Source organism: Clostridium frigoris, assembly GCF_018861865.1.
Lineage (GTDB): Bacteria > Bacillota > Clostridia > Clostridiales > Clostridiaceae > Clostridium_AD > Clostridium_AD frigoris.
In genome coordinates this window covers 30,654-54,510 of record NZ_JAHLDV010000001.1, presented here as the reverse complement: position 1 = coordinate 54,510, position 23,857 = coordinate 30,654, and the positions used below count along the sequence as shown (strand labels likewise).

21 protein-coding genes are annotated in these 23,857 nt (G+C 30.2%); 16 read left to right on the top strand and 5 right to left on the bottom strand.

Going from position 1 to position 23,857, the window contains the following annotated elements; genetic code table 11:
- Window positions 1-114: 114 nt before the first annotated feature.
- The 11 genes from KPL37_RS00270 (at window position 115) to KPL37_RS00220 (ending at window position 9,577) form a co-directional block, all read left to right on the top strand.
- Entirely contained in the window at window positions 115-1,320 is a 1,206-nt protein-coding gene (locus KPL37_RS00270; protein ID WP_216145157.1) for a DNA polymerase Y family protein, read from the top strand.
- A gap of 164 nt (window positions 1,321-1,484) precedes the next feature.
- A complete protein-coding gene (locus tag KPL37_RS00265) occupies window positions 1,485-2,354 on the top strand; it encodes a DUF6414 family protein (protein WP_216145156.1) in 870 nt (289 codons plus the stop codon).
- Window positions 2,355-2,392: 38 nt separating this feature from the next.
- Window positions 2,393-3,727, top strand: a complete 1,335-nt coding sequence (locus KPL37_RS00260) for a CCA tRNA nucleotidyltransferase (RefSeq protein ID WP_425514016.1) — start codon at window positions 2,393-2,395, stop codon at window positions 3,725-3,727.
- A gap of 441 nt (window positions 3,728-4,168) precedes the next feature.
- Window positions 4,169-4,399 carry a DUF1292 domain-containing protein gene (locus KPL37_RS00255; RefSeq protein WP_216145154.1) on the top strand — a complete coding sequence of 77 codons (231 nt, stop codon included), beginning with the start codon at window positions 4,169-4,171 and terminating at the stop codon, window positions 4,397-4,399.
- A gap of 64 nt (window positions 4,400-4,463) precedes the next feature.
- Window positions 4,464-4,640: a hypothetical protein gene (locus KPL37_RS00250; protein ID WP_216145153.1), complete on the top strand. Its 177-nt coding sequence runs from the start codon at window positions 4,464-4,466 to the stop codon at window positions 4,638-4,640.
- A gap of 180 nt (window positions 4,641-4,820) precedes the next feature.
- On the top strand, window positions 4,821-5,414 hold the full coding sequence (locus tag KPL37_RS00245; RefSeq protein WP_216145152.1) for an HD domain-containing protein: 594 nt from the start codon (window positions 4,821-4,823) through the stop codon (window positions 5,412-5,414).
- A 354-nt stretch (window positions 5,415-5,768) separates the two neighbouring features.
- The gene (locus KPL37_RS00240; RefSeq protein ID WP_216145151.1) at window positions 5,769-6,638 is read left to right on the top strand and encodes a radical SAM protein; all 870 of its coding nucleotides are present in this window, start codon (window positions 5,769-5,771) and stop codon (window positions 6,636-6,638) included.
- 51 nt (window positions 6,639-6,689) lie between these two features.
- The gene (locus tag KPL37_RS00235) at window positions 6,690-7,679 is read left to right on the top strand and encodes a biotin--[acetyl-CoA-carboxylase] ligase (RefSeq protein WP_216145148.1); all 990 of its coding nucleotides are present in this window, start codon (window positions 6,690-6,692) and stop codon (window positions 7,677-7,679) included.
- Between the two features lie 136 nt (window positions 7,680-7,815).
- Entirely contained in the window at window positions 7,816-8,088 is a 273-nt protein-coding gene (locus KPL37_RS00230) for a DUF1292 domain-containing protein (RefSeq protein ID WP_216145147.1), read from the top strand.
- 86 nt (window positions 8,089-8,174) lie between these two features.
- Window positions 8,175-8,702 (top strand): UPF0158 family protein, encoded by a 528-nt coding sequence (locus KPL37_RS00225; protein ID WP_216145145.1) that lies wholly within the window; start codon window positions 8,175-8,177, stop codon window positions 8,700-8,702.
- 164 nt (window positions 8,703-8,866) lie between these two features.
- On the top strand, window positions 8,867-9,577 hold the full coding sequence (locus tag KPL37_RS00220; RefSeq protein ID WP_216145144.1) for an MgtC/SapB family protein: 711 nt from the start codon (window positions 8,867-8,869) through the stop codon (window positions 9,575-9,577).
- 229 nt (window positions 9,578-9,806) lie between these two features.
- On the opposite strand, the gene KPL37_RS00215 is transcribed toward KPL37_RS00220, so the two are convergent.
- Together KPL37_RS00215 and KPL37_RS00210 are read right to left on the bottom strand one after the other, a co-directional pair.
- Window positions 9,807-11,378: a DEAD/DEAH box helicase gene (locus tag KPL37_RS00215; protein WP_216145143.1), complete on the bottom strand. Its 1,572-nt coding sequence runs from the start codon at window positions 11,376-11,378 to the stop codon at window positions 9,807-9,809.
- A 111-nt stretch (window positions 11,379-11,489) separates the two neighbouring features.
- Entirely contained in the window at window positions 11,490-12,014 is a 525-nt protein-coding gene (locus tag KPL37_RS00210; protein WP_246578065.1) for a QueT transporter family protein, read from the bottom strand.
- A 327-nt stretch (window positions 12,015-12,341) separates the two neighbouring features.
- Here KPL37_RS00210 and KPL37_RS00205 point away from each other — a divergent pair, with 327 nt between their 5' ends.
- The 3 genes from KPL37_RS00205 to KPL37_RS00195 all read left to right on the top strand — a co-directional run bounded on the left by KPL37_RS00205 (window position 12,342) and on the right by KPL37_RS00195 (window position 15,732).
- Window positions 12,342-13,592 (top strand): M16 family metallopeptidase, encoded by a 1,251-nt coding sequence (locus KPL37_RS00205; RefSeq protein ID WP_246578064.1) that lies wholly within the window; start codon window positions 12,342-12,344, stop codon window positions 13,590-13,592.
- Between the two features lie 2 nt (window positions 13,593-13,594).
- Complete coding sequence (gene recX / locus KPL37_RS00200; protein WP_246578063.1) at window positions 13,595-14,470, top strand: recombination regulator RecX; 876 nt, start codon at window positions 13,595-13,597, stop codon at window positions 14,468-14,470.
- A 92-nt stretch (window positions 14,471-14,562) separates the two neighbouring features.
- Window positions 14,563-15,732 (top strand): transglutaminase domain-containing protein, encoded by a 1,170-nt coding sequence (locus tag KPL37_RS00195; protein WP_216145142.1) that lies wholly within the window; start codon window positions 14,563-14,565, stop codon window positions 15,730-15,732.
- A gap of 18 nt (window positions 15,733-15,750) precedes the next feature.
- Here KPL37_RS00195 and KPL37_RS00190 read toward each other — a convergent pair whose 3' ends face one another.
- The 3 genes from KPL37_RS00190 to KPL37_RS00180 all read right to left on the bottom strand — a co-directional run bounded on the left by KPL37_RS00190 (window position 15,751) and on the right by KPL37_RS00180 (window position 17,762).
- Window positions 15,751-16,107: a tetratricopeptide repeat protein gene (locus tag KPL37_RS00190; protein ID WP_216145141.1), complete on the bottom strand. Its 357-nt coding sequence runs from the start codon at window positions 16,105-16,107 to the stop codon at window positions 15,751-15,753.
- Window positions 16,108-16,204: 97 nt separating this feature from the next.
- Window positions 16,205-17,005, bottom strand: coding sequence for an ABC transporter permease (locus tag KPL37_RS00185; protein WP_216145140.1), 801 nt, complete (start codon window positions 17,003-17,005; stop codon window positions 16,205-16,207).
- Window positions 16,989-17,762: an ABC transporter ATP-binding protein gene (locus KPL37_RS00180; protein WP_216145139.1), complete on the bottom strand. Its 774-nt coding sequence runs from the start codon at window positions 17,760-17,762 to the stop codon at window positions 16,989-16,991. The genes KPL37_RS00185 and KPL37_RS00180 overlap by 17 nt, the downstream gene beginning before the upstream one ends.
- A gap of 542 nt (window positions 17,763-18,304) precedes the next feature.
- On the opposite strand from KPL37_RS00180, the gene KPL37_RS00175 reads away from it, so the two are divergent.
- Complete coding sequence (locus KPL37_RS00175; RefSeq protein ID WP_216145137.1) at window positions 18,305-22,582, top strand: 2-hydroxyacyl-CoA dehydratase; 4,278 nt, start codon at window positions 18,305-18,307, stop codon at window positions 22,580-22,582.
- 765 nt (window positions 22,583-23,347) lie between these two features.
- The gene (locus KPL37_RS00170) at window positions 23,348-23,719 is read left to right on the top strand and encodes a hypothetical protein (RefSeq protein ID WP_216145135.1); all 372 of its coding nucleotides are present in this window, start codon (window positions 23,348-23,350) and stop codon (window positions 23,717-23,719) included.
- Window positions 23,720-23,857: the final 138 nt, after the last annotated feature.

Sequence of the window (23,857 nt, the reverse complement as noted above, 5' to 3'; positions counted from 1 at the left end):
AAAAAAGCAGTCTATTCTTAAATTAAGGATAGGTTGCTTTTTTGTATGAAAATTATATATAATATATTTATAAATTATATATAATATAGATGTTTATAAAAAGGAAGAGAGTATATGACTAAATTTAATGAAAAACTTATATTTCATATAGATGTTAATTCAGCATTTCTTTCTTGGAGTGCTGTAAATATGCTAAAACAAGGGGAAAAGATTGACCTAAGGGATATAGCTGCGGTAATAGGTGGAGATGAGAAGTCACGCAGAGGGGTTGTTCTTGCGAAATCTATGATAGCTAAAAGAAGTGGAATAGTAACAGGAGAGAGCTTATTTACTGCAAGAAAAAAGTGTATAAATCTTGTTGTTGTATCACCTGACTTTAATTTATATGAAAGCTCTAGTAAAGCTATGAGAAAAATATTTGGTGATTATACACCGATTGTTGAAAAGTTTTCTATTGATGAGTGTTATTTAGATGTAACAAGTTATAATACTTCTAAGGAGGCAGCACTGAATTTAGCATGTGACATTAAAGATAGGATAAAGTGCGAGCTAGGATTTACAGTGAATATTGGTATTTCAGATGTTAAGTTACTAGCTAAAATGGCATCTGATTTTGAAAAACCTGATAAAGTACATACGCTTTACAAAAATGAAGTAGAAAAAAAATTGTGGCACCTGCCTGTTGGAGAGCTATTTATGGTTGGACGCAGAAGTGTTCCAAGACTTAATAATTTGAATATATTTACTATAGGAGATTTAGCAAAATACGATGCTCAGTTTTTAAAATATCACTTTAAAAGTAGTGGTAGAATGATGTGGGAATATGCAAATGGCATAGATAATAGAGAAGTAAAATCTGATAAAAGGGAGCTCAAAGGAATAAATAATTCAACTACCCTTGCAAATGATATTAAAAATAAAAGTGAGGCTTATATAGTGCTTTTAGAATTAGTTGAACACACGGCTAGTAGATTAAGAAATATAAAAAAGTGTTGTTACTCTATTTCGGTAACTATAAGAAATTGTGAATTTATTGATTATTCACGTAGTACAACTTTAAAAATATCTACGGATCAAACTCAGGAGATATTAAAAACAGTAAGGACTCTCTTTGATGAATTATGGAAAGGTGAGCCAATAAGATTACTTGGGGTTTCTCTTAACAATTTATGTGATGATAATTTTAAACAAATATCAATTTTTGATATTGATAATACTAGTGATGAAAAGAAAAGAGCAATAGACAAAACTATAGATAGTTTGAGACAAAAATATGGTGAAAATTCAGTTATGAAATCAATATTACTAAAGAAAAAATAGTGTATCTAGTTATATAAATAAAAAATTCCATTGTAAATTATTGTTCTAAATTATAAAAAGTAATATAAAATAGTTATGAGTATTGTTTTATATTGCATCCTTTTAGTAATATAGCACTGAAAGTGATGCATTGCTAAAAAAATGATTTATGGGGGTATGAAAATATGGATAACAGAGCACTAATACCTTTATATACTAATGGAGATATGATTAACAATTTATATACAGTTGTGATTGAGGAATTTGCAGAAATAAAAAGTGAAAGTAGCAGAAAGCTGTTAACGATTAGTACAAATACACCATTATATGAAGCTACCTGTGGTAAAATAATGGAAGGTGACTTAAATGTTCAATTTTTAAATGAATTTACATCGCAGAAAATTGAAGAAAGAGTTTCGATTGTAATAACAATTTTGTCTAGGTTAAAGAACATGCTAAATGAGCAAAGTATGTTAAAGATCATAACTAGTGAGAGTGATGTAGCAAATATAAAGGAATTTGATTTTGTTCAGTTCACCTGCGAATTATATAAAAATCCAGTACTAGAATATATAGAAGATATAATCAGAGTTATGGAAATGCAAATGGCTTTTTCACCTGAGCCACTAGAGAAGGGCTATGAATCTGAGGAACATAAGGTTAAAAGGCAAGTTTTAAAAGTTTTAAAAGATGATATGGAAGTTTGCAAAACTGAAAAATGTATAAAGTTTATTAGTGGTAATATTGGTGATAGTAATACAAAAGTTATAGTGCCTCTGGAGATAAAACATATGGCAGATAATTTAGATTATATTGAAGGTGCCAGAATTACTGTTCTTGGTAAGGTGGTAAGAATACCAAATAAAAATAATACTGAAATAAATAGCAATGATCTGCTTAGTGGAACATATTTTGATTATTTAAATGAAGAGTATTTTAAAGAGTTTAAAAACAGGTTTCTAAAAGATACAACTTTAATTAACGATTATGATTCAAACAATCTAATAATTGATGGGCCTGTAATTGAGATTATACCTATAGCAATGTATATTTAAATTGTAATAAATAAATGGTAAGTAGTATTGGAGGAGTTATGTTTATACCAAGTGATGTAAAATTAATTTTGGATACCTTAAAAAATAATGGATATGAAGGTTATATAGTAGGGGGAAGTGTACGTGACTCCTCAATCGGGAAAGCTTTTCCTAAGGATTATGATATCACTACTAATGCTCTGCCAGAAGAAATCATTAAAATCTTTGATAAAACGGTTCCAACAGGAATAAAACATGGGACCGTTACTGTTATGATAAACGGCGAAGGCTACGAGGTTACAACTTATAGAATTGATGGTGAATATCTAGATAATAGAAGCCCAAGTTCCGTCACTTTTGTTTCAAATTTAAAAGAGGACTTAGCAAGACGTGACTTTACTATAAATGCTTTGGCTTTTAACGAGGCAGATGGTATTATAGATTATTTTTTCGGTATACGTGATTTAGAAAATAAAATAATTAGAGCTGTAGGTGAACCTAATAAAAGATTTAAGGAAGATGCGCTAAGAATGCTTAGGGCCATTCGGTTTGCTGCTAGTTTAGATTTTGATATAGAAGAAGAAACTATACTTGCTATAAAAAATAATTTTAACCTTATATCAAATGTAAGTAATGAAAGAATTAGGGATGAACTATGTAAAATGTTAGTATCTGATAATACTACAAAAGCTTTAAAATTATTAGAGGAAACTAAATTGTTACAGGTTATATTACCAGAACTTCAAGCAGCAGTAGGATTTAATCAGCAAAATCCTCACCATGATAAAGATGTATTCTCACATATAATAACTGTTGTAGAAAAATGTCCACCGGTTCTTAACATAAGAATGGCAGGATTACTGCATGACATAGCTAAACCAGATTGTTTTACTATTGATGCGAGCGGTATAGGACATTTTTATGGCCATGATAAAAAGGGAGTTATAATAGCAGGCAAAATACTTAGAAGACTAAAATTTGATAATGAGAGTATAAATGAAGTTGAAATTTTAGTGAAAGAGCATATGAATGTACTTAAAAGGCCAACAGAGATTTCAGTAAAACGTCTTATTAATAGAACTAGTATTAAATTAGTGTTTAACCTTTTTACACTTCAAAGAGCAGATGCTTTAGGGTCACGATTTCCTCAAATTAGATTAGATGAAATTAATAAAGTTGAGGAACAAACAATAGCTATTATAGAATCTAAGGTCCCACTATCTATAAAAGAATTAGCAATAAACGGTAAAGATTTAATGGATCAATTTTCTATTAAACCAGGAATTGAGATAGGTATCATGCTTAAATTTCTATTAAATATAGTATTAGAAAACTCAGAGTTTAATACTAAAGAGAAACTTATATCTATAGTTTATGATAAATATAAAAAATAAAATAATGAAAAAGTATATATTACGCGTATTGCAATACTAGTAATACATTCACCTCGCTAAGAAGTACTAATTTTATTTTTAATTAATCTGCTAAAAAACATAAACTCGCTATTCGCTCAAACATATGTTTTTATTTACGCATCTTAGTTAAAAATAAAATAAGAACTTCTAAAGCTTGTTTCAATGTATTATACGTAATATATACTTTTTTTTGCACAAAATAGATGGTATAAAAGATTTAGTTAAGCACAAAATAAGAGAGCACGTAAAAACAAATAATAATATCATTATGTAATGTGTATTTTGGCCAAAGCATGGATGCAGATTTAGGAAATAGTATAACTATACAAAATCTGATGACTGCAGATGAAACAAGATATAATTGCATATTGAGTTTAATATTTATTTAAATGTGCTAATTACATGAGAGAAGGTGTGTTTATGAAAACTAATGAAATAATTACTGTCCTAAATGAAAATGGCGAAAAAGTTGATCTAGAATTAATTGATGCTATTAAAATGGATGGAACTGATTATGTAATAGTTGGACCTAAGGATTCGGATGAGGCATATGCCTATAAGTCAGTTGTAGTTAATGGAGAAATAGAATACAAATCAATAGGGCAGGGTGATGAGTTTAAAAAAGTATTGAAAAAGTATAGCGAGCATTAACTTAAGAGAATAAAAAAAATAATTTGTTTAAATCTATAATAAAATGTAAATAGGAGGATTTAATATGAAGACTCGTGAACAGGCAAGTAAGGATAATTCACGTAATTATATTAACAAAGACACAAAATCTAAAAATCCACATTCTAAAAACCAAATGATTCAATCAATTGAGGAAAGTGCATATAATGATAGTGTTTTTACAACTAATAAAAGTGAGTATGGTGGAAATAAGTCAGAATAACTAATAAAAAGATGTTAATAAAAAGGGCAGGCGTTTGTTATCTAAACTAAAATAGTATATAGTTTAGATAAGGTTAGCTTGCTCTTTTTGTTATAAAAATAATAAAAAAATATAAACTAAAATAATAATCAGAAAGGAGTTAATATTATAAAAATTTTTGAAGAATTTCAAAAACATTTAATGGAAGATACGAAGCCTTCTATATATTTTAATAAAATAATAAATAATCCTGACATTTATGAGTTATATCCATATACATTATTAAGAAACTTGGTTGATACTCCACAATCTCTAGTACATCATCCAGAAGGAAGCGTATGGAAACATACAATGTTAGTTATAGATAATGGGGCAAAGAAAAAAGAATTTAGTGAAAATCCTATAGCTTTTATGTGGGGTGCTTTATTACATGATTTAGGTAAGGCACCTACAACAAAAGTTAGAAAAGGAAAGATAACATCATATGATCATGATAAAGTTGGTTCAGAACTTAGCAAAAGGTTTCTTTGCGAACTGACAAATGATGAAGAATTAATTAAACAAGTTACAGCTTTAGTTAGGTGGCATATGCAAACTCTTTTTATAACGAAAAATTTACCTTTTTCTAATGTGGAAGAAATGAGATTTGATATATCTATTAAAGAAATTGCGTTGTTATCATTATGTGATAGACTTGGTAGAGGTGATATGAATGAGACAAAAATCTGCGAGGAAAAAGAGAATATTAAATGTTTCATTAAAAAGTGCGAAGAGCGTTTAGCTCCTTTTAAATAATCTACATATGTTTGTATTGATCCCTGGGACATCGTAGCTTCTATCATAAGTGTATATATTGTTACAGCAGCATTCACTTCGCCTTGTAATTCTAAAATCTATTTTATTGACCTCTGCTAAAAACCGCAAACTCGCTTCGCTCAAACATGCGGTTTTCTGACGCAGAGGTAAATAAAATAAATTAAGAATTACTAAGGCTTGTTCAATTGCTGTTTACACAATATATACACTTATTACCGAAGCACACTAGGATATTAGGGTTACTAATAAAATTATCAGGATGATTAAAAAGAACCATAGCCTTTTGGGCTATTGGATGGATTTGGAAGATTAAAATGCTGGGAGATGAGTTTAATGGAGTATGAGGGAACAGTTTATAGACCACCTAGTGAGGCTTATAGTCTTATTGTACAAGTTACTATTGGGTGTTCACATAATGGATGTAGTTTTTGCGGAATGTATAAAGATAAGAAGTTTAGAGTACGTGAATTGAAAGATATTATATCTGATCTTGAGCAGGCTAAGTTAGATTATGGGGTGGTTAAGAGAATATTTTTAGCTGATGGGGATGCTTTGGTTCTTGAAACTAGTAAGTTAAAAATAATTTTATTGAAAATAAAAGAGTTGTTTCCAGGGTGCGAGAGAGTTGGGATTTATGCTACGCCTAATGACATTTTAGCAAAGTCATTGGAGGAGCTTCGTTTGCTTAAGGCTTTAGGTATTGGAATTTTATATCTAGGGGTTGAATCTGGAAGTGATGAAATATTAAAGAGTATAAATAAAGGTGTAACTGCCGAGAATTTGATTGTGGCAGGGCGCAAGGTTAAAGATAGTGGAATAAAATTATCAACTACTCTGATCTCGGGTATAGGTGGCAGAGAAAAAATTAATGAGAATGCTATGGAGTCTGCGAAACTTATAAGTGCTATAAATCCAGATTATGTGGGATTTTTAACTCTAATGTTAGAAAGCGGAACCCCTATTTATAAAGATATACAAAATGGTATCTTTCATGTATTAACTCCGGAGGAAGTAATGCAGGAGTTAAGAGAATTTCTTAAAAACGTAGAAGTTACTGACTGTATTTTTAGAAGCAATCATGCTTCAAATTATATGGCACTTTCCGGAACATTACCGGGTGATAGAGATAAGTTAGTGTCAGATATTGATGTATCGCTTAAAGGTAAGCACGAATATAAACAAGAGAAATATAGAAGATTATAATAATATAGAAAAAATTCCTATATATATTACAAAATAAAAGGTGTTGATATTATGAAAGAAAAAATTATTGAGTTACTTAAAGGCAGTGGAGATAATTTTGTGTCTGGTCAAAAAATTAGTGAAATTTTAGGGGTTAGTCGCGCTGCTATTTGGAAACATATAAAGGTTATTAAAGAGGATGGCTATGAAGTTGAAGCTATTTCAAGAAAGGGTTATAGAATAATCTCATCACCTGATATACTCACTTTTGAGGAAATTAAAAATTATCTAGACACAGAGTATATAGGTAGGAATATTATTTATTATGATTCTATAGGGTCAACAAATTCTAAAGCTAAGGAACTTGCGGAAATTGGTAAGGGACATGGCACAGTCATTGTAAGTGAAGAGCAAACATTAGGACGTGGAAGACTTGGGCGAAATTTTTTATCACCAAAATATAAGGGTATATGGATGTCAATTATACTTAGACCTAATATACTTACGGAAAACATATCAAAGATAACACTTATTGGAGCAGCCGCTGTTCAAAAAGCTATTATGAAAATGGGGGTTAAAACAAGTATTAAATGGCCTAATGACATAATACTTAATAGTAAAAAAGTATGTGGCATATTAACAGAAATGAGCGGAGAGATAGATCATGTAAATTACTTAGTTATGGGAATTGGTATTAATGTAAATCTAGATAAAGAAGATATTACAAGTGATCTCAAAGATGTAGCTACGTCAATTAAGATTGAAAGTGGTAAAACCATGGATAGAAAGTTACTTCTTGCTAGTATTTTAAACATTTTTGAGGAGTTGTATATTGATTTTGTAGAAAGCAATAATATAAAAGAAACTTTAGATATATGCAGAAAAAATTCTATCCTTATAGGGAAAGAAATTAGATTAATAAATAGAGGTAAAGTAACGACAGCTAAAGCAATTGATATAAGTGATAAAGGTGAATTAGTTGTTGAGAATTCTAGTGGCAATATTGAACATATTGTGTCAGGAGAAGTTTCTATTAGAGGACTTTATGGATATATTGATTAATTATCTTCTTTGAAGCTACGACCATCTTTGAAACTGTTATCTTAAATTAATTAAGGTGTATTGTGTTATGATTTAGGTTAAAATAGCATAAATCTATATTTTTATATGGACATGTTGGCGAGATTAACGGTATAATGTGTTTATTAAGTTTGAAAGGGGAATTGTCATGGAAGAAAATAAAATTATTACGATGCTGGATGAAGATGGAGAAAAAGTTGATTTTGAAATAATTGAAATTATTGAATTGGATGAAAATAAATATGCATTATTAGCTCCAATAGGGGAAGAAGAAGATGCTTTTGTCTATAAAATAGAATTAGTAGACGATAAAGAGCAATATATTGCAGTAGAAGATGAGGAAGAATTCGCAAAAGTACTAGAAGAATATGAATCGACATTTGAAGAATAAGTAAACAGGCCAATAGACCATTTGGGTTTATTGGCCTTTTATTATAAATCTTAAGTAAATATTGTACAATTTGAGGAGGAATAGTTTTGAATTTAGTTGCGGTTGATATGGAAGCACTTATAGAAACAATTTCACATGTTGATGATAATTTAGGAAAAAGTTATCTAGATGCTGTTACTGGCGAGGTTATATATATTCCCACAGAAGTAAGTTTAGCCTTAGAAAAGGGGACATTGAAGGAAGACACCTTCGATAATTGGCTAAAAGAATTTGTTAGTATTGCTATACTTATTAATGAGGATAAGGAAAATAGGTATTTAATTACCCCACTAATGCAAGAAGAGTTTTATATAAAAGCTATGAAGGATTATGTTAAGAATAAAATCAGTAATTCTGATTTGAAATTAGAACTAGCCCAGGCGTTAGAAAGCAAGGAACCTACAAAAAAGTTTAAGCATATTCTAATGGATAAACAAAATACAATGGATGGATGTGTAGATGATGAATGTACAACAAATGAGTGGTATAAATATGAAGACCAATGTATAAAGGAATTTGTTATAGAATGGTTGAGATCAAATGGCATTGAGCTAAAGCATCTCCTGTGGAGCTGATTTAATGACTTCAAAAGGAAAGTTATATTTATACCAAAGTTTCATATTTGTTAAAGTACGAAACTCCATCTTGTAGAAGTGGGAGACCTTCCTTTTGAAATGTCATTAAAGTATTTGAATTAAAATTTAGGGTTATAAGTGGAGTTAGTGGGGGGGGGATTCACGTGTTAGTACATGAAGTAGCAATAAGGCTTGCGCTTGCAGTTTTAGTTGGTGGGTTAATTGGGTATGAGAGAGAGTTTAAAAATAGACCAGCTGGGTTTAGAACGCATATATTAGTATGTTTAGGTGCGGCAATTACTTCAATGATACAATTATATTCTATTCAAGAAACGACGAATATGATCTTGCAACATCCAGAACTCCAATCGGCTATGAAGGTAGATATAGGTAGACTAGGAGCACAAGTTATAACGGGAGTAGGATTTTTAGGAGCAGGTACTATTATACATGATAAGGGTTCAATAAAAGGGCTTACTACTGCAGCAAGCATATGGACAGTTGCTTGCATTGGTCTTGCAATTGGACTAGGTTATTATACTTTAACTGTATTATCAACTATATGTGTTTTTATAGTGCTAGTATTTCTTAAGACTTTCGAGACTAAACTTTTTAAAAATACTAATATTTTAAAATTAGAAATTCAATATGTTAACAAAAAAAATATGGTAGAAAAACTGGAAAAATATTTTGACAGTGTTAGCATAAAAGTTAAGAATATAGAATTTGTAATTGATGATGAAGAAGACGAAGATGAAAAGTCAGAGTATAGTACAACGATGTATACAATTTTGGCACCAAGGTATATTAAGAGTAGTGGCATTGTACAAAAATTGTGTACTTTTGAGGAAATCTATAAAGCTGAGATAATGTAAATAAGGATTCTAATATCTTTATTTGTAAACAAGATATATTAGACATATCTCAATTAGTAAGATATAGGTTAAAGTATAAAGTAGTTTCCTAAATTTGTTCATAGTTATCACCCCCTATATATTGTATGTTAAAGAGGGTGGTAACATAATTGAAATTAAAAAATATTATTTATAAAAATTGGCAAAACAAAAGAGCACCTATAACAGGTACTCTTTTGTTTTGTTAAAACTATCTTCTAGATTTAGCAACTTCAATATTTACTTTTCTACTATTCAATCTCTTACCTGAACTATTATTTAAAATAGCATCAACTAAGTTAGAAGGTACGTCTAAGAAAGAAAATTTATCTAAGATGTCAATACGGCCAAGTTCATTTTTGTTAATATTAGCAGTCTCACATAAGAAAGCGATAATATCCTTAGTCATAACTTCATCCATTCTTCCTATAGATAAGAATAGTCTAACAGTATCAGATGTTGTTGTTGTAGAATCATCTGCGTAGTTATAGTTAACTTCTTTATCAAAAATAATTTTTATTAAAGAAGCAGCTACATCTTCATCACCAAATTCTGCAATAAGATTTTGTCCTAGTGGAAGAAAATTTTCATATAAATTTTCTTTTAGAACTAATTTTATTTGATCTATAATAGTATCTGATTTAGCAGCAAAAATATCTGTTATAGTAGGTACAGTTTTTTTGTTGATGACACTTTTAGTATCACGTTCAATTTGTCTTATAGCTGATGATTCACGTCTTGTTATAAGACTATATGCTGTACCTTCTTTACCAGCTCTACCAGTTCTACCAATTCTATGTATATATGATTCGCTATCTTGTGGTAAATCATAATTTATTACATGAGTAACATCCTCAACATCAATTCCTCTTGCAGCTACATCAGTTGCAATTAAGAAGTTTAAATTACCTTCTTTGAATTTTTTAAGAGTGTTCATTCTTTGGCTTTGTTTCATATCTCCATGCATACCTTCTACTGTATAACCTCTAGGTTGTAATGCATCAACTAATTCATCTACACCTTTTTTAGTTTTACAGAATAATATACAAGTCTTAGGAGCATCAACGTCAAGAATTCTACATAATGATTCAAATTTGTTTTTATTATTTACTTCATAATAATATTGCTTAATAGTAGAAACTGTTAAAGATTTCTTTTCTATTGCAATAATCTTTGTTTCAGGATGCATATATTTCTTTGACAATATTTTAATAGCTCTTGGCATAGTAGCTGAGAAAAGTAATGTCTGTCTATCTGCACTTAAATTGCTTATTATACTTTCGATATCTTCAATAAAACCCATGTTTAACATTTCGTCAGCTTCATCTAAAACAAGAAATTTAGCATTTGAAAGTTTTAAAGTACCTTTTCTAATATGGTCTAGTAATCTTCCTGGAGTTCCAACTACAATATCTACTCCTCTTTTTAAAGCGGATATTTGTCTATCTATAGATTGACCACCGTAGATTGGTAATATCTTAATTCTTTCATGTTTTGCAATACGTTGAAGTTCTTCAGAAACTTGAACTGCAAGTTCTCTTGTTGGAGACATTATTATTGCTTGAACTTTACCGTTCGATTTTTCCATTCTACTCAAAATAGGTGCACCAAATGCTAATGTTTTGCCAGTTCCTGTTTGAGCTTGACCTATGATATCAAAGCCAGCAAGTACTACTGGAATAGCTTTTTCTTGGATATCAGATGGGTATTCAAATTTTAAATCTTGTATAGCGTGTAGTACAGATTCGTTTAGTCCTAATTCATCAAATTTAACTTTTTCCATTAATTAAAATTCCTCTTTCTTCTCATAAAGTATCAAATACATCTATTATTACAATTTTATACAAAACAATAAATATTAAACTAAAAAAGCAAAATAAATTACTTTTCATTATTATTTAAAAAAATTCCTCAAAATTGAGTTCTTTTCAATAATATAAATAAGAGGTAATCCAATTCCATAACAGCAGACCAATTCTCCCCATGCAACTTGCAGCATACAAAGTAAAAGGGGCATGTCCTTGACATATAAAAGCTTTAACAGTATGCCGATAACAAAGGCATTTACTACTACAGCTGGTAATGGAGCAAGTATTTTTTTGAACTTTAGTTTGCTCTTACCAATATAGTAAGTTAAAATTGCGGATATAAGTGTTGCAAGGGAACCGAAAACCATATCCATAATACCTAGTGGACTTATAATATTAGAAACTATACAACCTATTAACAATCCTGGAATAGAAAAGGATGCAAAATAAGGTAGGATAGTAAGTCCTTCAGCTACGCGATATTGAATAACTCCAAAGCTGAAAAACGATAAGCTTAGAGTTAAAGCCGCATAAATAGCAGCCACCATTGCTGCAAAAACGATTTTTCTTATTTTTACAGACATAGTTCCTTCATTTAATTTAATATTCAATTTTGTGCCTCCATAGTTTTAGTTTAAGACAGGATGGTTGCGAACTGTCTATGAGTATTTGACTCGAACTTTAATTCTAGTATATAAATCTTAATTAGTCAATAGCTTTCGCTAAAATACGCAAAAAAATGTGTTCTAAATTGCTCAAGAATATAGTCTAAAATAGTTAAAAGTATGATATAGTTAAATAATATATTTGGTTTATTTAAAGGTAGGTAAATTATTTTTAAAAGTTAAGGTGCAAATCACCTTTTGAAGGTATTAATATTGCAGCTCCGCAGGAGATAAGATAATTAATAATATATTTTTTGTTAAAAGGAGAATATGATGATTAAAGAAATTTTCAACACAAAACAAACAGAACTAAGTAATGGGATAAAACTTATTACCATTAAAAAAGATAGTCAGATATCAGCAGTTCATGCTGGAGTAAATATAGGTTCGCTTTTTGAAGAAAAAGATGAAAAAGGAATAGCACACTTTATTGAGCACATGTTATTTAAAGGTACGCAAACTAGGTCTAATGAGAAGCTAAACAACGATTTAGAAAATCTAGGTGGAGAATATAATGCATATACTGATTTTAATTCTACAGTATATAGTGCATCAGTTTTAAATGAGGAATTAGAGAATGCTATAACACTTATGGGGGATATGCTTTTAAACTCTACTTTTCCAATTGGGGAAATTGAAAAGGAAAGGGGCGTTATACTATCTGAAATTAGAACAATTAATGATGATATTGAAGACCTAAGTTTTCAGAAAGTTAATGAAATAGCATTTAAATATAGTCCGCTTAGGGAAGATACTATTGGAAACGAAAATATAATAAAAAATGTTACAAGGGAGCAACTTGTTGAGTTTTATAATAAATATTATTTGCCAAACAATTCATTTATATCTATTGTATCCCCATTTGAACATGAGGATATAATAAATATAGTAAGCAAATGTTTTGGTAATTGGGATAAGAAAAAATTTGAAAAGAAAAAAATAATAGCCGAAAAACAACAATTTATAAAAAAGATATCATATAAAAAAGAAATTGAGCAAAGTACAATACTTTACTTATATACATTTAATGGATTATCTAAAGATGAGGAGCTAGCACTTAGGATATTAAATTTTAAATTTGGTGAAAGTTCCAATTCTATATTATTTAGAGAACTGCGCGAAAAAAGAGGATTGTCTTATGATGTTTATACTCATTTAGATGCTTCAAACAACGTAAAAACACTATATATTTATACATCGGTATCACAAAAAAATGTTGATGAGGCAATTCATGTAATTGATACTGTAATTAAAGACATCGAAACTGAAAAAATACTTTTCGATGATAATACAATATCTTTAATGAAAAAAATAATGAAAACTGCAATAGCATCAACACTTGAGGATTCTACTGATCTTTCAAACTATGTACTTCATCAGGCAATGGATAACGAAGATATATACCAATTTACTGATGATATGAAAAACATGGGAAATGTTAAAAGTAAGGATTTATATAATGTTTCTAGAAAAGTGTTACAAAAACCAACAATTCACATATTTTCACCAGAAAAGAGAGGCTAATATTGGGTAGTGTTATTACAAAAATAGAATTTCAAAAAAAGAACAAGGCTCGAGTTAATATCTATATGGATGAGGATTATGCTTTTGCATGTGATGCCCAGCTTGTTTATATTCATAATATAACTAAAGGCAGAGTAATGGATAAGGAGAGCCTCGAAAATATAGTTAATGAAGATAATTATATAAAAGGAAAAACTTGTGCACTTCATTTTTTAGAAAGAAGTTTTAAGTCAACAAAGCAAGTAATAGATAAATTAACGATGAAAGAATTTGATGATAAAACTATAGACAGGGTAATGGACTTCTTAGGGCAGTATGATTTTATTGATGATAGTCGATTTATTAAGTTATATATAAAAGAGAAAATAGGATCTTGCGGTAAAAATAAGATTAAGTTTGCCTTATTAAAAAAATTTCTACCAAAAGAATTAATTAATGAAGAACTTAATAAGATTACTAATGAGCAACTAGTGGAAACGGCTTTGAAGTTAGGTAATAAAAAGATGGAAACATTATCTAAGAGTGAAAAAGATAAAAGTAAACTATATAAAAAAACAGCAGACTATTTAGCTCGCACGGGATATGATTACGAGCTAATTAGAAAAGTTATGGATGAAATCGCACGGGATGACAAGGATGATGATTTTGTACAAGAAGTATCTTTGCCAAAAGGTGAGTCCTATGAGGAAACATCTGAGGAGGATTATATTAAATTGTACGAACTAGCTAGCAAAAGGTACAATATCTTAATAAAATCTGAGCCTCTGAAAATAAAAATATACAAAAAGCTTTGCGACTATCTTTTAAGGCGAGGTTTTAGATGGGAGCAAATTAAAAAAGTATTAAGAAATTTAATTAATGGTGTGGAAGATGAATAGATATGAGGTTAATTATAACTTTGTTTTATGTCATCCTCAAAATATAATAAGTCGGAGGAAAAAGATGATACGAATTAAAGTAGGTGATAGTATTGTTTAGAGAACCCGTAAGTATAATTTTGCTATTGTTATTTATATACCCAATAATTAGAGGGTTTATATCTAAGTTTTCGTCTGAATATATAAAAGGATCTATTGAAGGAGTTTTTCAAAGTTTATCTTTTCTATTTTCTTTGTGTCTGGGTATTTACTACACTAAAAAAATATTTATTCAACATGATGAAGGTATTTATGAAAACATATATAAAAATATACCTGCAAAGGCTATAGAATTTATTAATAGCAACCCATTGGTAGTTTATATATTACTAATGCCACTTTTAATAATGATAATTTATAGCATTATAACGTTTGTTGTTAATATTATTGCTCATATTACTATTTATCCTTTATTTGATACTATAGAGAATAAGTTAAAGAAAAAGAGTGTTTTATTTAATAGAATTGTAGGTGCAATATCTCAAGTGCCTAAAGCAATTTCTTATGTAATTGTTATTGTTTTTGTACTGAATTTTATGTCGCTTCTTAATGTAGCTGATACATACAATAAGTATTTGGAAGAATCACAGGTATACAATTATATATCAAAGCAAGTGGTTATTCCTCTTACTAATTCTAAACTTGCGAAAAAACTTCCCAATATTGTAAACAATTCATTTACTATAGTTGTGAAAGACCCTTCGTCAACGGAGTCTAATGTACAAAACAACAAGCAGAAAGGCATAATTTATTACAATGGAATTACGCTAGAGCAAGGAGTTAAGTCTAATGATGAGATAAATAAGTTTGCCATTAACTTAGCTCAAGGTAAAAATGGAACAAGAGATAAAGCGAGGGCTATATACAAGTGGGTAGGTAGTGAAATAGTTTATAGTGACGAAAAAGCAAATAGAGTACTAAATAATGATACACAAATGACCTCTGGGGCCATCCCAACTTTTAATTCTAAAAGTGGGATATGTTTTGATTATGCATGTCTCTACGTCGCTATGTGCAGAGCCAACAATATAAAGGTGAGAATTATAACTGGCCAAGGCTTTAATGGAAGCAATTGGGTTAGCCATGCTTGGAATCAAGTATATATAGCAAAAGAAAATAAATGGATTAATGCAGATCCTACATTTTTAATTGGAGGAGACTATTTTGATAGCAAAAGATTTACTATAGACCATAAGCAAGAGAGTATAGCTGGAGAATGGTAAAAGAAGAGCTACCTAAAATTAGGTAGCTCTTTTATAACTTTTTAATAACAAATTAATTGCCTTTTCACAATCTTCATCATCATTATTTAGTGACCAAGCGGTATTAAAATAATACAATGCTTTTGGTTTGTTAAAACACATAGCATAACAGTAAGCTAAGTTGAAAAAATATTTACTCTCACGGCGCAGGGATATAGCAGCATGAAATAAAGGTATTGCCTCTTCATATTTTTTCAAGTGAATAAAACATACTGCACTATTATAAAGCGCACCAGCCTCATTATCTTTCATTTCAGCAGCTTTTTTATATAGAGATATAGCTCTATTATAATCTTTAGTATTGTAAATATCGTTAGCCTTTTGAAAGTATTCCATTGTTAGCCTCCTTATGATTCATAAAAGAATTATAAATTGATTATTCAATATAAATACTGTCCAAGGGTTTTAATTTATATTCATTATAAGTGAAATTTCATTTGTTTTTAAAAACAATTTTTCTTTCAATTAAAGCCACCACTTCATACATAAGGTAAGCTAAAATAGATAGTATAACTATACTCATCATTACCATGTCTAGCTCGGAAACTTGTCCGCCATAAATTATTAAAAATCCTAAACCTTCTTTGGCTACTAAGAACTCACCCATGATTACACCTACCCATGATAGCCCTACGTTTATTTTAAGTGCAGAAATAAGAGTAGGAATAGAAGCAGGAATAATTAGATTAATTAATATTTGAAGTTTTGAAGCTCCAAAGGTCTTTAAAAGTTTTATTTTATCTTCATCAACTTCTCTAAAGCCGCCAAGTATGCTTATTATAGTTACAACTATTGATATTAAAAGAGCTATTACTATTATTGCTGTTATACCATTGCCTACCCAAAATATAATAATAGGTGCAAGAGCTACTTTAGGTAAAGCATTTAATACTATTATATATGGATCTAAAACTTTGGATACAAAATCGGACCACCATAAGAGTACTGCTATGAAAGCTCCTAAAATTGTTCCAAGTAAGAAACCTGTTATGGTTTCAAAGCAAGTTACTGAAATATGAGTTAAAAGAGTTCCTTCATTATATACTTGTATAAATGATGTAAACATTTTCGAAGGCGTACTTGTTAGGAACGAGTCTATCCAGTTTAGTCTTCCTGCTATTTCCCAAAAGCTAAAAAATGCTATTAATATTATTATTCTTGTAAAAATAATAATGTGTTTTCTCTTTTTTACACCTTTAATATATTTTTTCTGTTCATCACTTTGAATCAGCACTATTATTCAACTCCTTCCAAATCTCATTGAAGTAAATACTAAAATTTGGAGCTGCTCTACGTTTTAAAGGATAAGAAAAGTTTTCACCAAATTCAAGTTTTATGTGCTTAACAATTACAGCTGGGCGTTTAGAAAGAATAATAATTTCATCGGACATAGCGATAGCTTCTGCAATGTCATGTGTTACCATTATTGTGGTCTTTTTCTCTTTTTTTATAATTTCATAAACCTCATCACTAATGTTTAATCTAGTTTGATAGTCTAAAGCTGAAAAAGGTTCATCTAAAAGAAGTAATTCAGGATTTAAAGCTAAGGTTCTAATTAAAGCAACCCTTTGCCTCATGCCTCCAGATAATTCTCTAGGGTGATGATCCCTAAATTCCCAGAGATTATAACTTATTAAAAGATTTTTTACTATTTCCTTATTGGCATAAGTAACAGAGTGGTTAATCTTAAGGCCTAAAAGTACATTGTCCCATATAGTCAGCCAGTCAAACAATTGATCCTTTTGAAACATATATCCGATTTTTAAAAAGCTTGAGCTATCAGCACTACTATTAATTTTAATTTCTCCAGATGAGGGAGTAATTAAGCCTGCTATTATATTTAATAGTGTAGATTTTCCGCAACCGGAAGGGCCTACAATACTTAAAAAATGACCTTCTTGTACACCAAATGAGATGTCTGCTAGAGCAGGGGTTTCTGAAGTTAGAGAATGGTAATTCATACATATATTATTAATTTCTACTTTATTCACTTTATCATCCCCTCAAAGTTATAGTTTAGTATATGAGGGGGTATAATGTATTGTTAACGAACATTCTCAATTGTTATCTACGCACTGAAGTTTTCCATTTGTTAGGGTATGTAACTACCGTTTATAGAAGTGGAATACTTTCCTTTTGAAATGTCGTTAAATAAAAAATACAAGTCTTGAGTATTTTTATAGAAATATATAATAATTGACATTAGTTTCTAAAACAATATAGCAAAATAGGTTGAAAATATTATATTTATTGAGTTATAATATTATGTACTCGGTTATTAATTCATAAAATAATGTTGTTGAGATGCGAAATAAATATTAAAATTATATAGTTAATAGGAATAATATGCTAATAATCTGCGGTTTAGAGAATAAATTATGTTTTTGAAGAATAAAAATATATAAACTAAAAATAGGATATATGAATGATTAAGGTTTTCAAAAATAATGAGTTTATATCAAGACGCATAAATATATATAATAAATTTAAGTTACAAAAATAAATTGAACTTGCGAGGAAAGAGAAGATGAATATGAGAAATGTATTACATGTTGGGTTAGACGTAGGATCAACTACTGTTAAGATAGTTGTTTTAGATGATCAAGATAAAACGATTTATAGTAAGTATCAAAGACATTTTTCAGATATTAAAAGTACAATCGCAGAGCTTTTACTGGAGGCTTATAATAATTTTCGCGAATCAAGTATAACTATAGCAGTAACGGGATCGGGAGGACTAGCATTATCAAAGTGGATGAATATCCCTTTTATTCAAGAAGTAATAGCAAGTACTTACGCAATAGAAAACATTATTCCAAGAACTAATGTAGCAATAGAACTCGGTGGAGAAGATGCAAAAATAATTTATTTTGATGGAGGAATAGATCAAAGAATGAATGGCACTTGTGCTGGCGGTACTGGAGCATTTATTGATCAAATGGCATCCCTTCTTCAAACTGATGCAACTGGACTTAACGAACTTGCAAAAAACTATAAGACTATATATCCAATAGCAGCTAGATGCGGCGTTTTCGCAAAAACAGATATTCAGCCCTTGTTAAATGAAGGTGCTGCAAAAGAAGATATTGCTGTGTCAGTTTTTCAGTCAGTAGTTAATCAAACTATTAGCGGACTTGCATGTGGTAGGCCAATTAGAGGTAATGTTGCATTTTTAGGTGGCCCATTGTTTTTCTTGTCCGAACTACGACAAAGGTTTATTGAAACTTTAAAACTTACAGATGATCAAGTTATTTTTCCAAAGGATTCTCAGTTATTTGTAGCAGTAGGTGCGGCTATGTCTTCAAAGGAGAATAGTACTGTTCTATTTGAAGATTTAAAGAATTTGCTCCCTAAACTTAAGGAAGCTACAAGTAATGATGTTCGAAGATTTAGGCCCCTATTTGCAGATGATAATGAGCTACAAGTTTTTAATGAAAGGCAAAGCAAGTATAAGGCTAAAAGACGTGAACTTGAAGGGTATACTGGAAATTGTTATTTGGGGATAGATGCTGGTTCTACAACAACTAAAGTTACTCTTATAGATGAAGAAGGTGCAATTTTGCATTCTTTTTATGGTAGTAATGAAGGCAATCCATTAACTTCAGTTAGAAAAGCACTAAAACATATATATTCGATAATACCTAAAGGTGTTACTGTTAAAAATGCTGCAGTAACAGGTTATGGCGAAAAACTAATAATGGCAGCATTAAAGGTGGACATTGGTGAAATTGAAACTATAGCTCATTACAAGGCGGCAGAATTTTTTATGCCTGGAGTAGATTTTATACTAGATATTGGTGGACAGGATATGAAATGTCTAAAAGTAAAAGATGGTGTAATAGATAGTATAATGTTGAATGAAGCTTGTTCATCTGGTTGCGGTTCGTTTATAGAGACATTTGCTCACTCTTTAAATATGGGGGTAGCAGAGTTTGCAGAGGTAGCACTTCAAGCTAAAAGCCCGGTTGACTTAGGTTCAAGGTGCACTGTATTTATGAATTCGAGAGTTAAGCAGGCCCAGAAGGAAGGGGCTTCCGTGGGCGATATATCTGCAGGACTTTCTTATTCAGTAATAAAAAATGCACTTCAAAAGGTTATTAAAATAAGAGATCCAAAAGATATGGGTGAAAAAATAATAGTTCAAGGTGGAACTTTTTATAACAGTGCCGTACTAAGGGCTTTTGAGATTATTTCAGGAAGAGAAGCTGTAAGACCGGATATTGCAGGTCTAATGGGTGCATTTGGTGCATCACTTATTGCAAAAGAAAGAGATAAAGAGGGCAGGGTTTCTACATTATTATCGTTAGAACAATTGGACAACTTAGCTATCGAGACGACCATGGGACGATGCAAGCAATGCGCTAATCAATGTGTTCTCACAATTAATAAATTTGATAATGATCGGGAATTTATATCTGGTAATCGCTGTGAAAAAGCGCTAGGACTTAGTAACAAAAAAGAAGAAATACCTAATGTTTATGATTATAAATATAAAAGAATATTTAATTATATTCCATTAAAAAAAGAAGAAGCGAAACGAGGAACAATAGGAATTCCAAGAGTGCTTAATATATATGAAAATTATCCGTTTTGGTTTACTTTCTTTACGAATTTAGGATTTAGAGTAGAGTTATCCCAAAGATCATCTAAAAAAGTATATGAAATGGGAATAGAAACAATTCCATCAGAGTCTGCTTGTTACCCTGCTAAAATTGCACATGGACATATAATGAGCCTTATAAATAAGGGCGTAGATTTAATATTTTATCCTTGTATTCCATATGAAAAAAAAGAGCGTAAAAATGCGGATAATCATTATAATTGTCCTATAGTAACTTCATATCCTGAGGTAATAAAAAATAATATGGATATATTAAAAGAAAGAAATGTTAGGTTCCTTAATCCATTTATTTCTCTAGATAATAAAAAGGCACTAGATAAAAGGTTAGCAGATGAACTAGTTAGTTTTGGAATTAGCAAAGGGGAAGTTGCAAAAGCTACTAAGTTGGCATGGGCTGAAACTGAAAAGGTTAAATTAGATATTAGAAATAAAGGTGAGGAAGTTGTAGAATATATTAGGAGAACAGGAAAAAGGGGTATAGTACTCGCTGGTAGACCTTATCATATAGACCCAGAAATTAATCACGGTATTCCGAGTGTTATTACTGATTTTGACATGCCTGTACTTACAGAAGATTCTGTGGCTCATTTAGGCATTATTGAAGGACCTTTAAGAGCAGTTGACCAGTGGGTTTATCATTCTAGGTTATATGCGGCAGCAAGTTTTGTATCAAAAGAGTCAAATATTGAACTTATTCAACTAAATTCCTTTGGATGTGGACTTGATGCAGTAACCTCAGATCAGGTTGCTCAAATACTCGAAGATAATGGTAAAATATATACAACTTTAAAAATTGATGAGGGTAATAATTTGGGAGCAGCAAGAATTAGAATTAGATCTTTAAAAGCTGCACTTTATGAAAGAGATAAGAATGGAGTTTTGCTTGGGAAAGTACACGAGCCTGATAGTAAAATTATATTTACAAAAGAAATGAGAAAAAAACACACTATTTTATGTCCACAAATGTCGCCTATACATTTTCAATTTTTACAAGAAGCATTTAATTCATCAGGATATAATTTACAAATATTGCCATCGGTGGACACTAAAGCCGTAGATGAAGGCTTAAAATATGTGAATAATGATGCCTGTTATCCTACAATAATAGTAGTTGGGCAACTAATTGCTGCTCTTAAGTCAGGTAAATATGATGTAGAAAATACATCTGCTATAATATCTCAAACCTGTGGGGGTTGTAGGGCAACAAATTATATTGGATTCCTTAGAAAAGGGATTAAAGATGCAGGTTTTCCACAAGTACCAGTTATATCTTTAAATGCTGCTGGTCTTGAGAAAAATCCAGGTTTTAAATTTAGTTATGCAATAATTAAAAAATCACTTATGGCTTTAGTTTATGGTGATTTGCTTATGCGAGTGCTCTACAAGGTTAGACCTTATGAAGTAGTAGAAGGTTCAGCTAACTTGCTTTATGATAAATGGGTAAAAGTATGCAAGAAAGCAGTAGCAGAGGGAAAAAAGAAAGAGTTTAAAAACAATATAACTAACATTGTCTCTGAATTCGATCTTTTAGAGATCAAGAATATTATTAAACCTAAGGTAGGACTAGTTGGAGAGATTTTAGTTAAATTCGATCCCATAGCTAACAATAATATTATAGATGTTATTGAAAAAGAGGGTGGAGAAGCGGTTATGCCAGATTTAATTGACTTTTTCTTGTACTGTGCTTACGATGCTGACTTTAAATATAAGTATTTAGGCAAAAGTAGAACTGATAAAATAGTAAATGATGTGGCTATTAAATATATAGAAAGTTATAGAAAACATATGAAATTAGTGCTTGAAAAGAGCGCCAGATTTACTCCACCAAATACTATACAGAAATTAGCAGCAAAGGCATCACCTATTATATCACTTGGAAATCAATCAGGAGAAGGTTGGTTTTTAACAGCTGAAATGATTGAACTTATTGAAAGTGGTACAAAAAATATAGTTTGTGTACAGCCATTTGCTTGTCTTCCTAATCATGTATCAGGTAAAGGAATGATTAAGGAATTAAAGAGAATAAATAAGGGTGCTAATATCACGGCGATTGATTATGATCCAGGTGCAAGTGAGGTAAATCAAATTAATAGGATTAAACTTATGATGTCTATTGCTTTTAAAAATCTTAAGAGTGAAGAAGAAATACAAACTGCTTATGATGAGGCAGCTAGTGACAAAAGAGAATAGAATTTCTTCTGCGTGCCTTGCAATAGAACTCAAAATAAGAAATTCCACTAAGTAATTCTAATCTTTTGTTCTTGTAAAATTCTTTAGCGCTCACATTCGGCGTCCTGCCTCAGGTTCGCTAGCCTGGACCTCTGGGTAGTTCTCTGGGGGAAATAACAATTATTAATTGTTATCTGTCCTGGCAGGCTTACAAGAATTTTACATTCGCAAAAGAAGAATTACTAAATGTAAATTTAATTATTATTTCGTTTCTTGTTGCAAGTCACTCTGGAGAAATTTCATATTTCATTACTCCGCGTTCATCCAGGATTCTTATAGGCGGTAGCCTGTAATATTAGTTTATGTAATGAAAAAAATTGTAATCAGACTAAAGGAGAGGACAAAACAATTAATAGTTGTTTTGTCCTCTCCATTTTAGGAATATTAGTAGATTTTGAAACTATTAGCCCTCCATATGTTTTAATCCCGGAGGGATGAGTTTCCTCTAAAGTATTTCAAACTAGGTAGCGTATTTTTAGCTTCTACGTTTTTATGTTTTAACCTAGGCATTTTTGGCTTTGCTAATAGGATTCTACTAGTCTTTTTCAGGCCTATTTAATGCAGGATGTAGGGTAATAAAATATAACATAATATATTTATTTAAATAATAAATATAAATTATTATTATATGGTTTAAAATCAATAAATGTAACATAAGTATTATTAAGCTATATAGAAAAAAGGCATCAATAACAATATGTGATCAAATATTATGGGGGATGATAAATGGTGGTAAAGGAAAACAAAAAAAGGGGAATATGGTTAACAGCAATTTTATTGGTATTAATCGTGGTATATAGTTTATGTATATCAGAAAATTTATATTCTTTTTCAAGACAACCAGGAGGATTAATGAATTTCTATGCATTAAGTACAATAATTCTAGCTTTAATTCAACTTATAGGTTTTATACTAATATTTAAGTGGAGAAAATTAGGATGGTACTTATATATATCTGCTTGCTTGATTTCAATAGTAGTAGGTTTTATAACTTCCTCTAATTTTATATTAGGTGCAATTATGTATATGGTAGTTATATTAATATTTGCATTAATGTTATATTATTTTATATGTCCAATATGGAAGAGTATGGAATAATGCAAGCAAAAAGGAATTCTGTATTGTAGCTTCACAGGGGATAATTTAAGTATCGTATGTTGTTTCAATATATAATTATGGTTATAATAAAGAATATAGAAAGTAAAAATGATATTTATTTTTAGTGAAGAATGAGGT

Bases quoted from the DNA above. Each gene is read 5' to 3' on its own strand.
- KPL37_RS00190 (WP_216145141.1), bottom strand. From the start codon at position 16,107: ATGGAATACTTTCAAAAGGCTAACGATATTTACAATACTAAAGATTAT.
- KPL37_RS00240 (WP_216145151.1), top strand. From the start codon at position 5,769: ATGGAGTATGAGGGAACAGTTTATAGACCACCTAGTGAGGCTTATAGT.
- KPL37_RS00170 (WP_216145135.1), top strand. From the start codon at position 23,348: ATGGTGGTAAAGGAAAACAAAAAAAGGGGAATATGGTTAACAGCAATT.
- KPL37_RS00205 (WP_246578064.1), top strand. From the start codon at position 12,342: ATGATTAAAGAAATTTTCAACACAAAACAAACAGAACTAAGTAATGGG.
- KPL37_RS00260 (WP_425514016.1), top strand. From the start codon at position 2,393: ATGTTTATACCAAGTGATGTAAAATTAATTTTGGATACCTTAAAAAAT.
- KPL37_RS00175 (WP_216145137.1), top strand. From the start codon at position 18,305: ATGAGAAATGTATTACATGTTGGGTTAGACGTAGGATCAACTACTGTT.
- KPL37_RS00270 (WP_216145157.1), top strand. From the start codon at position 115: ATGACTAAATTTAATGAAAAACTTATATTTCATATAGATGTTAATTCA.
- KPL37_RS00265 (WP_216145156.1), top strand. From the start codon at position 1,485: ATGGATAACAGAGCACTAATACCTTTATATACTAATGGAGATATGATT.
- KPL37_RS00245 (WP_216145152.1), top strand. From the start codon at position 4,821: ATGGAAGATACGAAGCCTTCTATATATTTTAATAAAATAATAAATAAT.
- KPL37_RS00215 (WP_216145143.1), bottom strand. From the start codon at position 11,378: ATGGAAAAAGTTAAATTTGATGAATTAGGACTAAACGAATCTGTACTA.
- KPL37_RS00250 (WP_216145153.1), top strand. From the start codon at position 4,464: ATGAAGACTCGTGAACAGGCAAGTAAGGATAATTCACGTAATTATATT.
- KPL37_RS00255 (WP_216145154.1), top strand. From the start codon at position 4,169: ATGAAAACTAATGAAATAATTACTGTCCTAAATGAAAATGGCGAAAAA.
- KPL37_RS00235 (WP_216145148.1), top strand. From the start codon at position 6,690: ATGAAAGAAAAAATTATTGAGTTACTTAAAGGCAGTGGAGATAATTTT.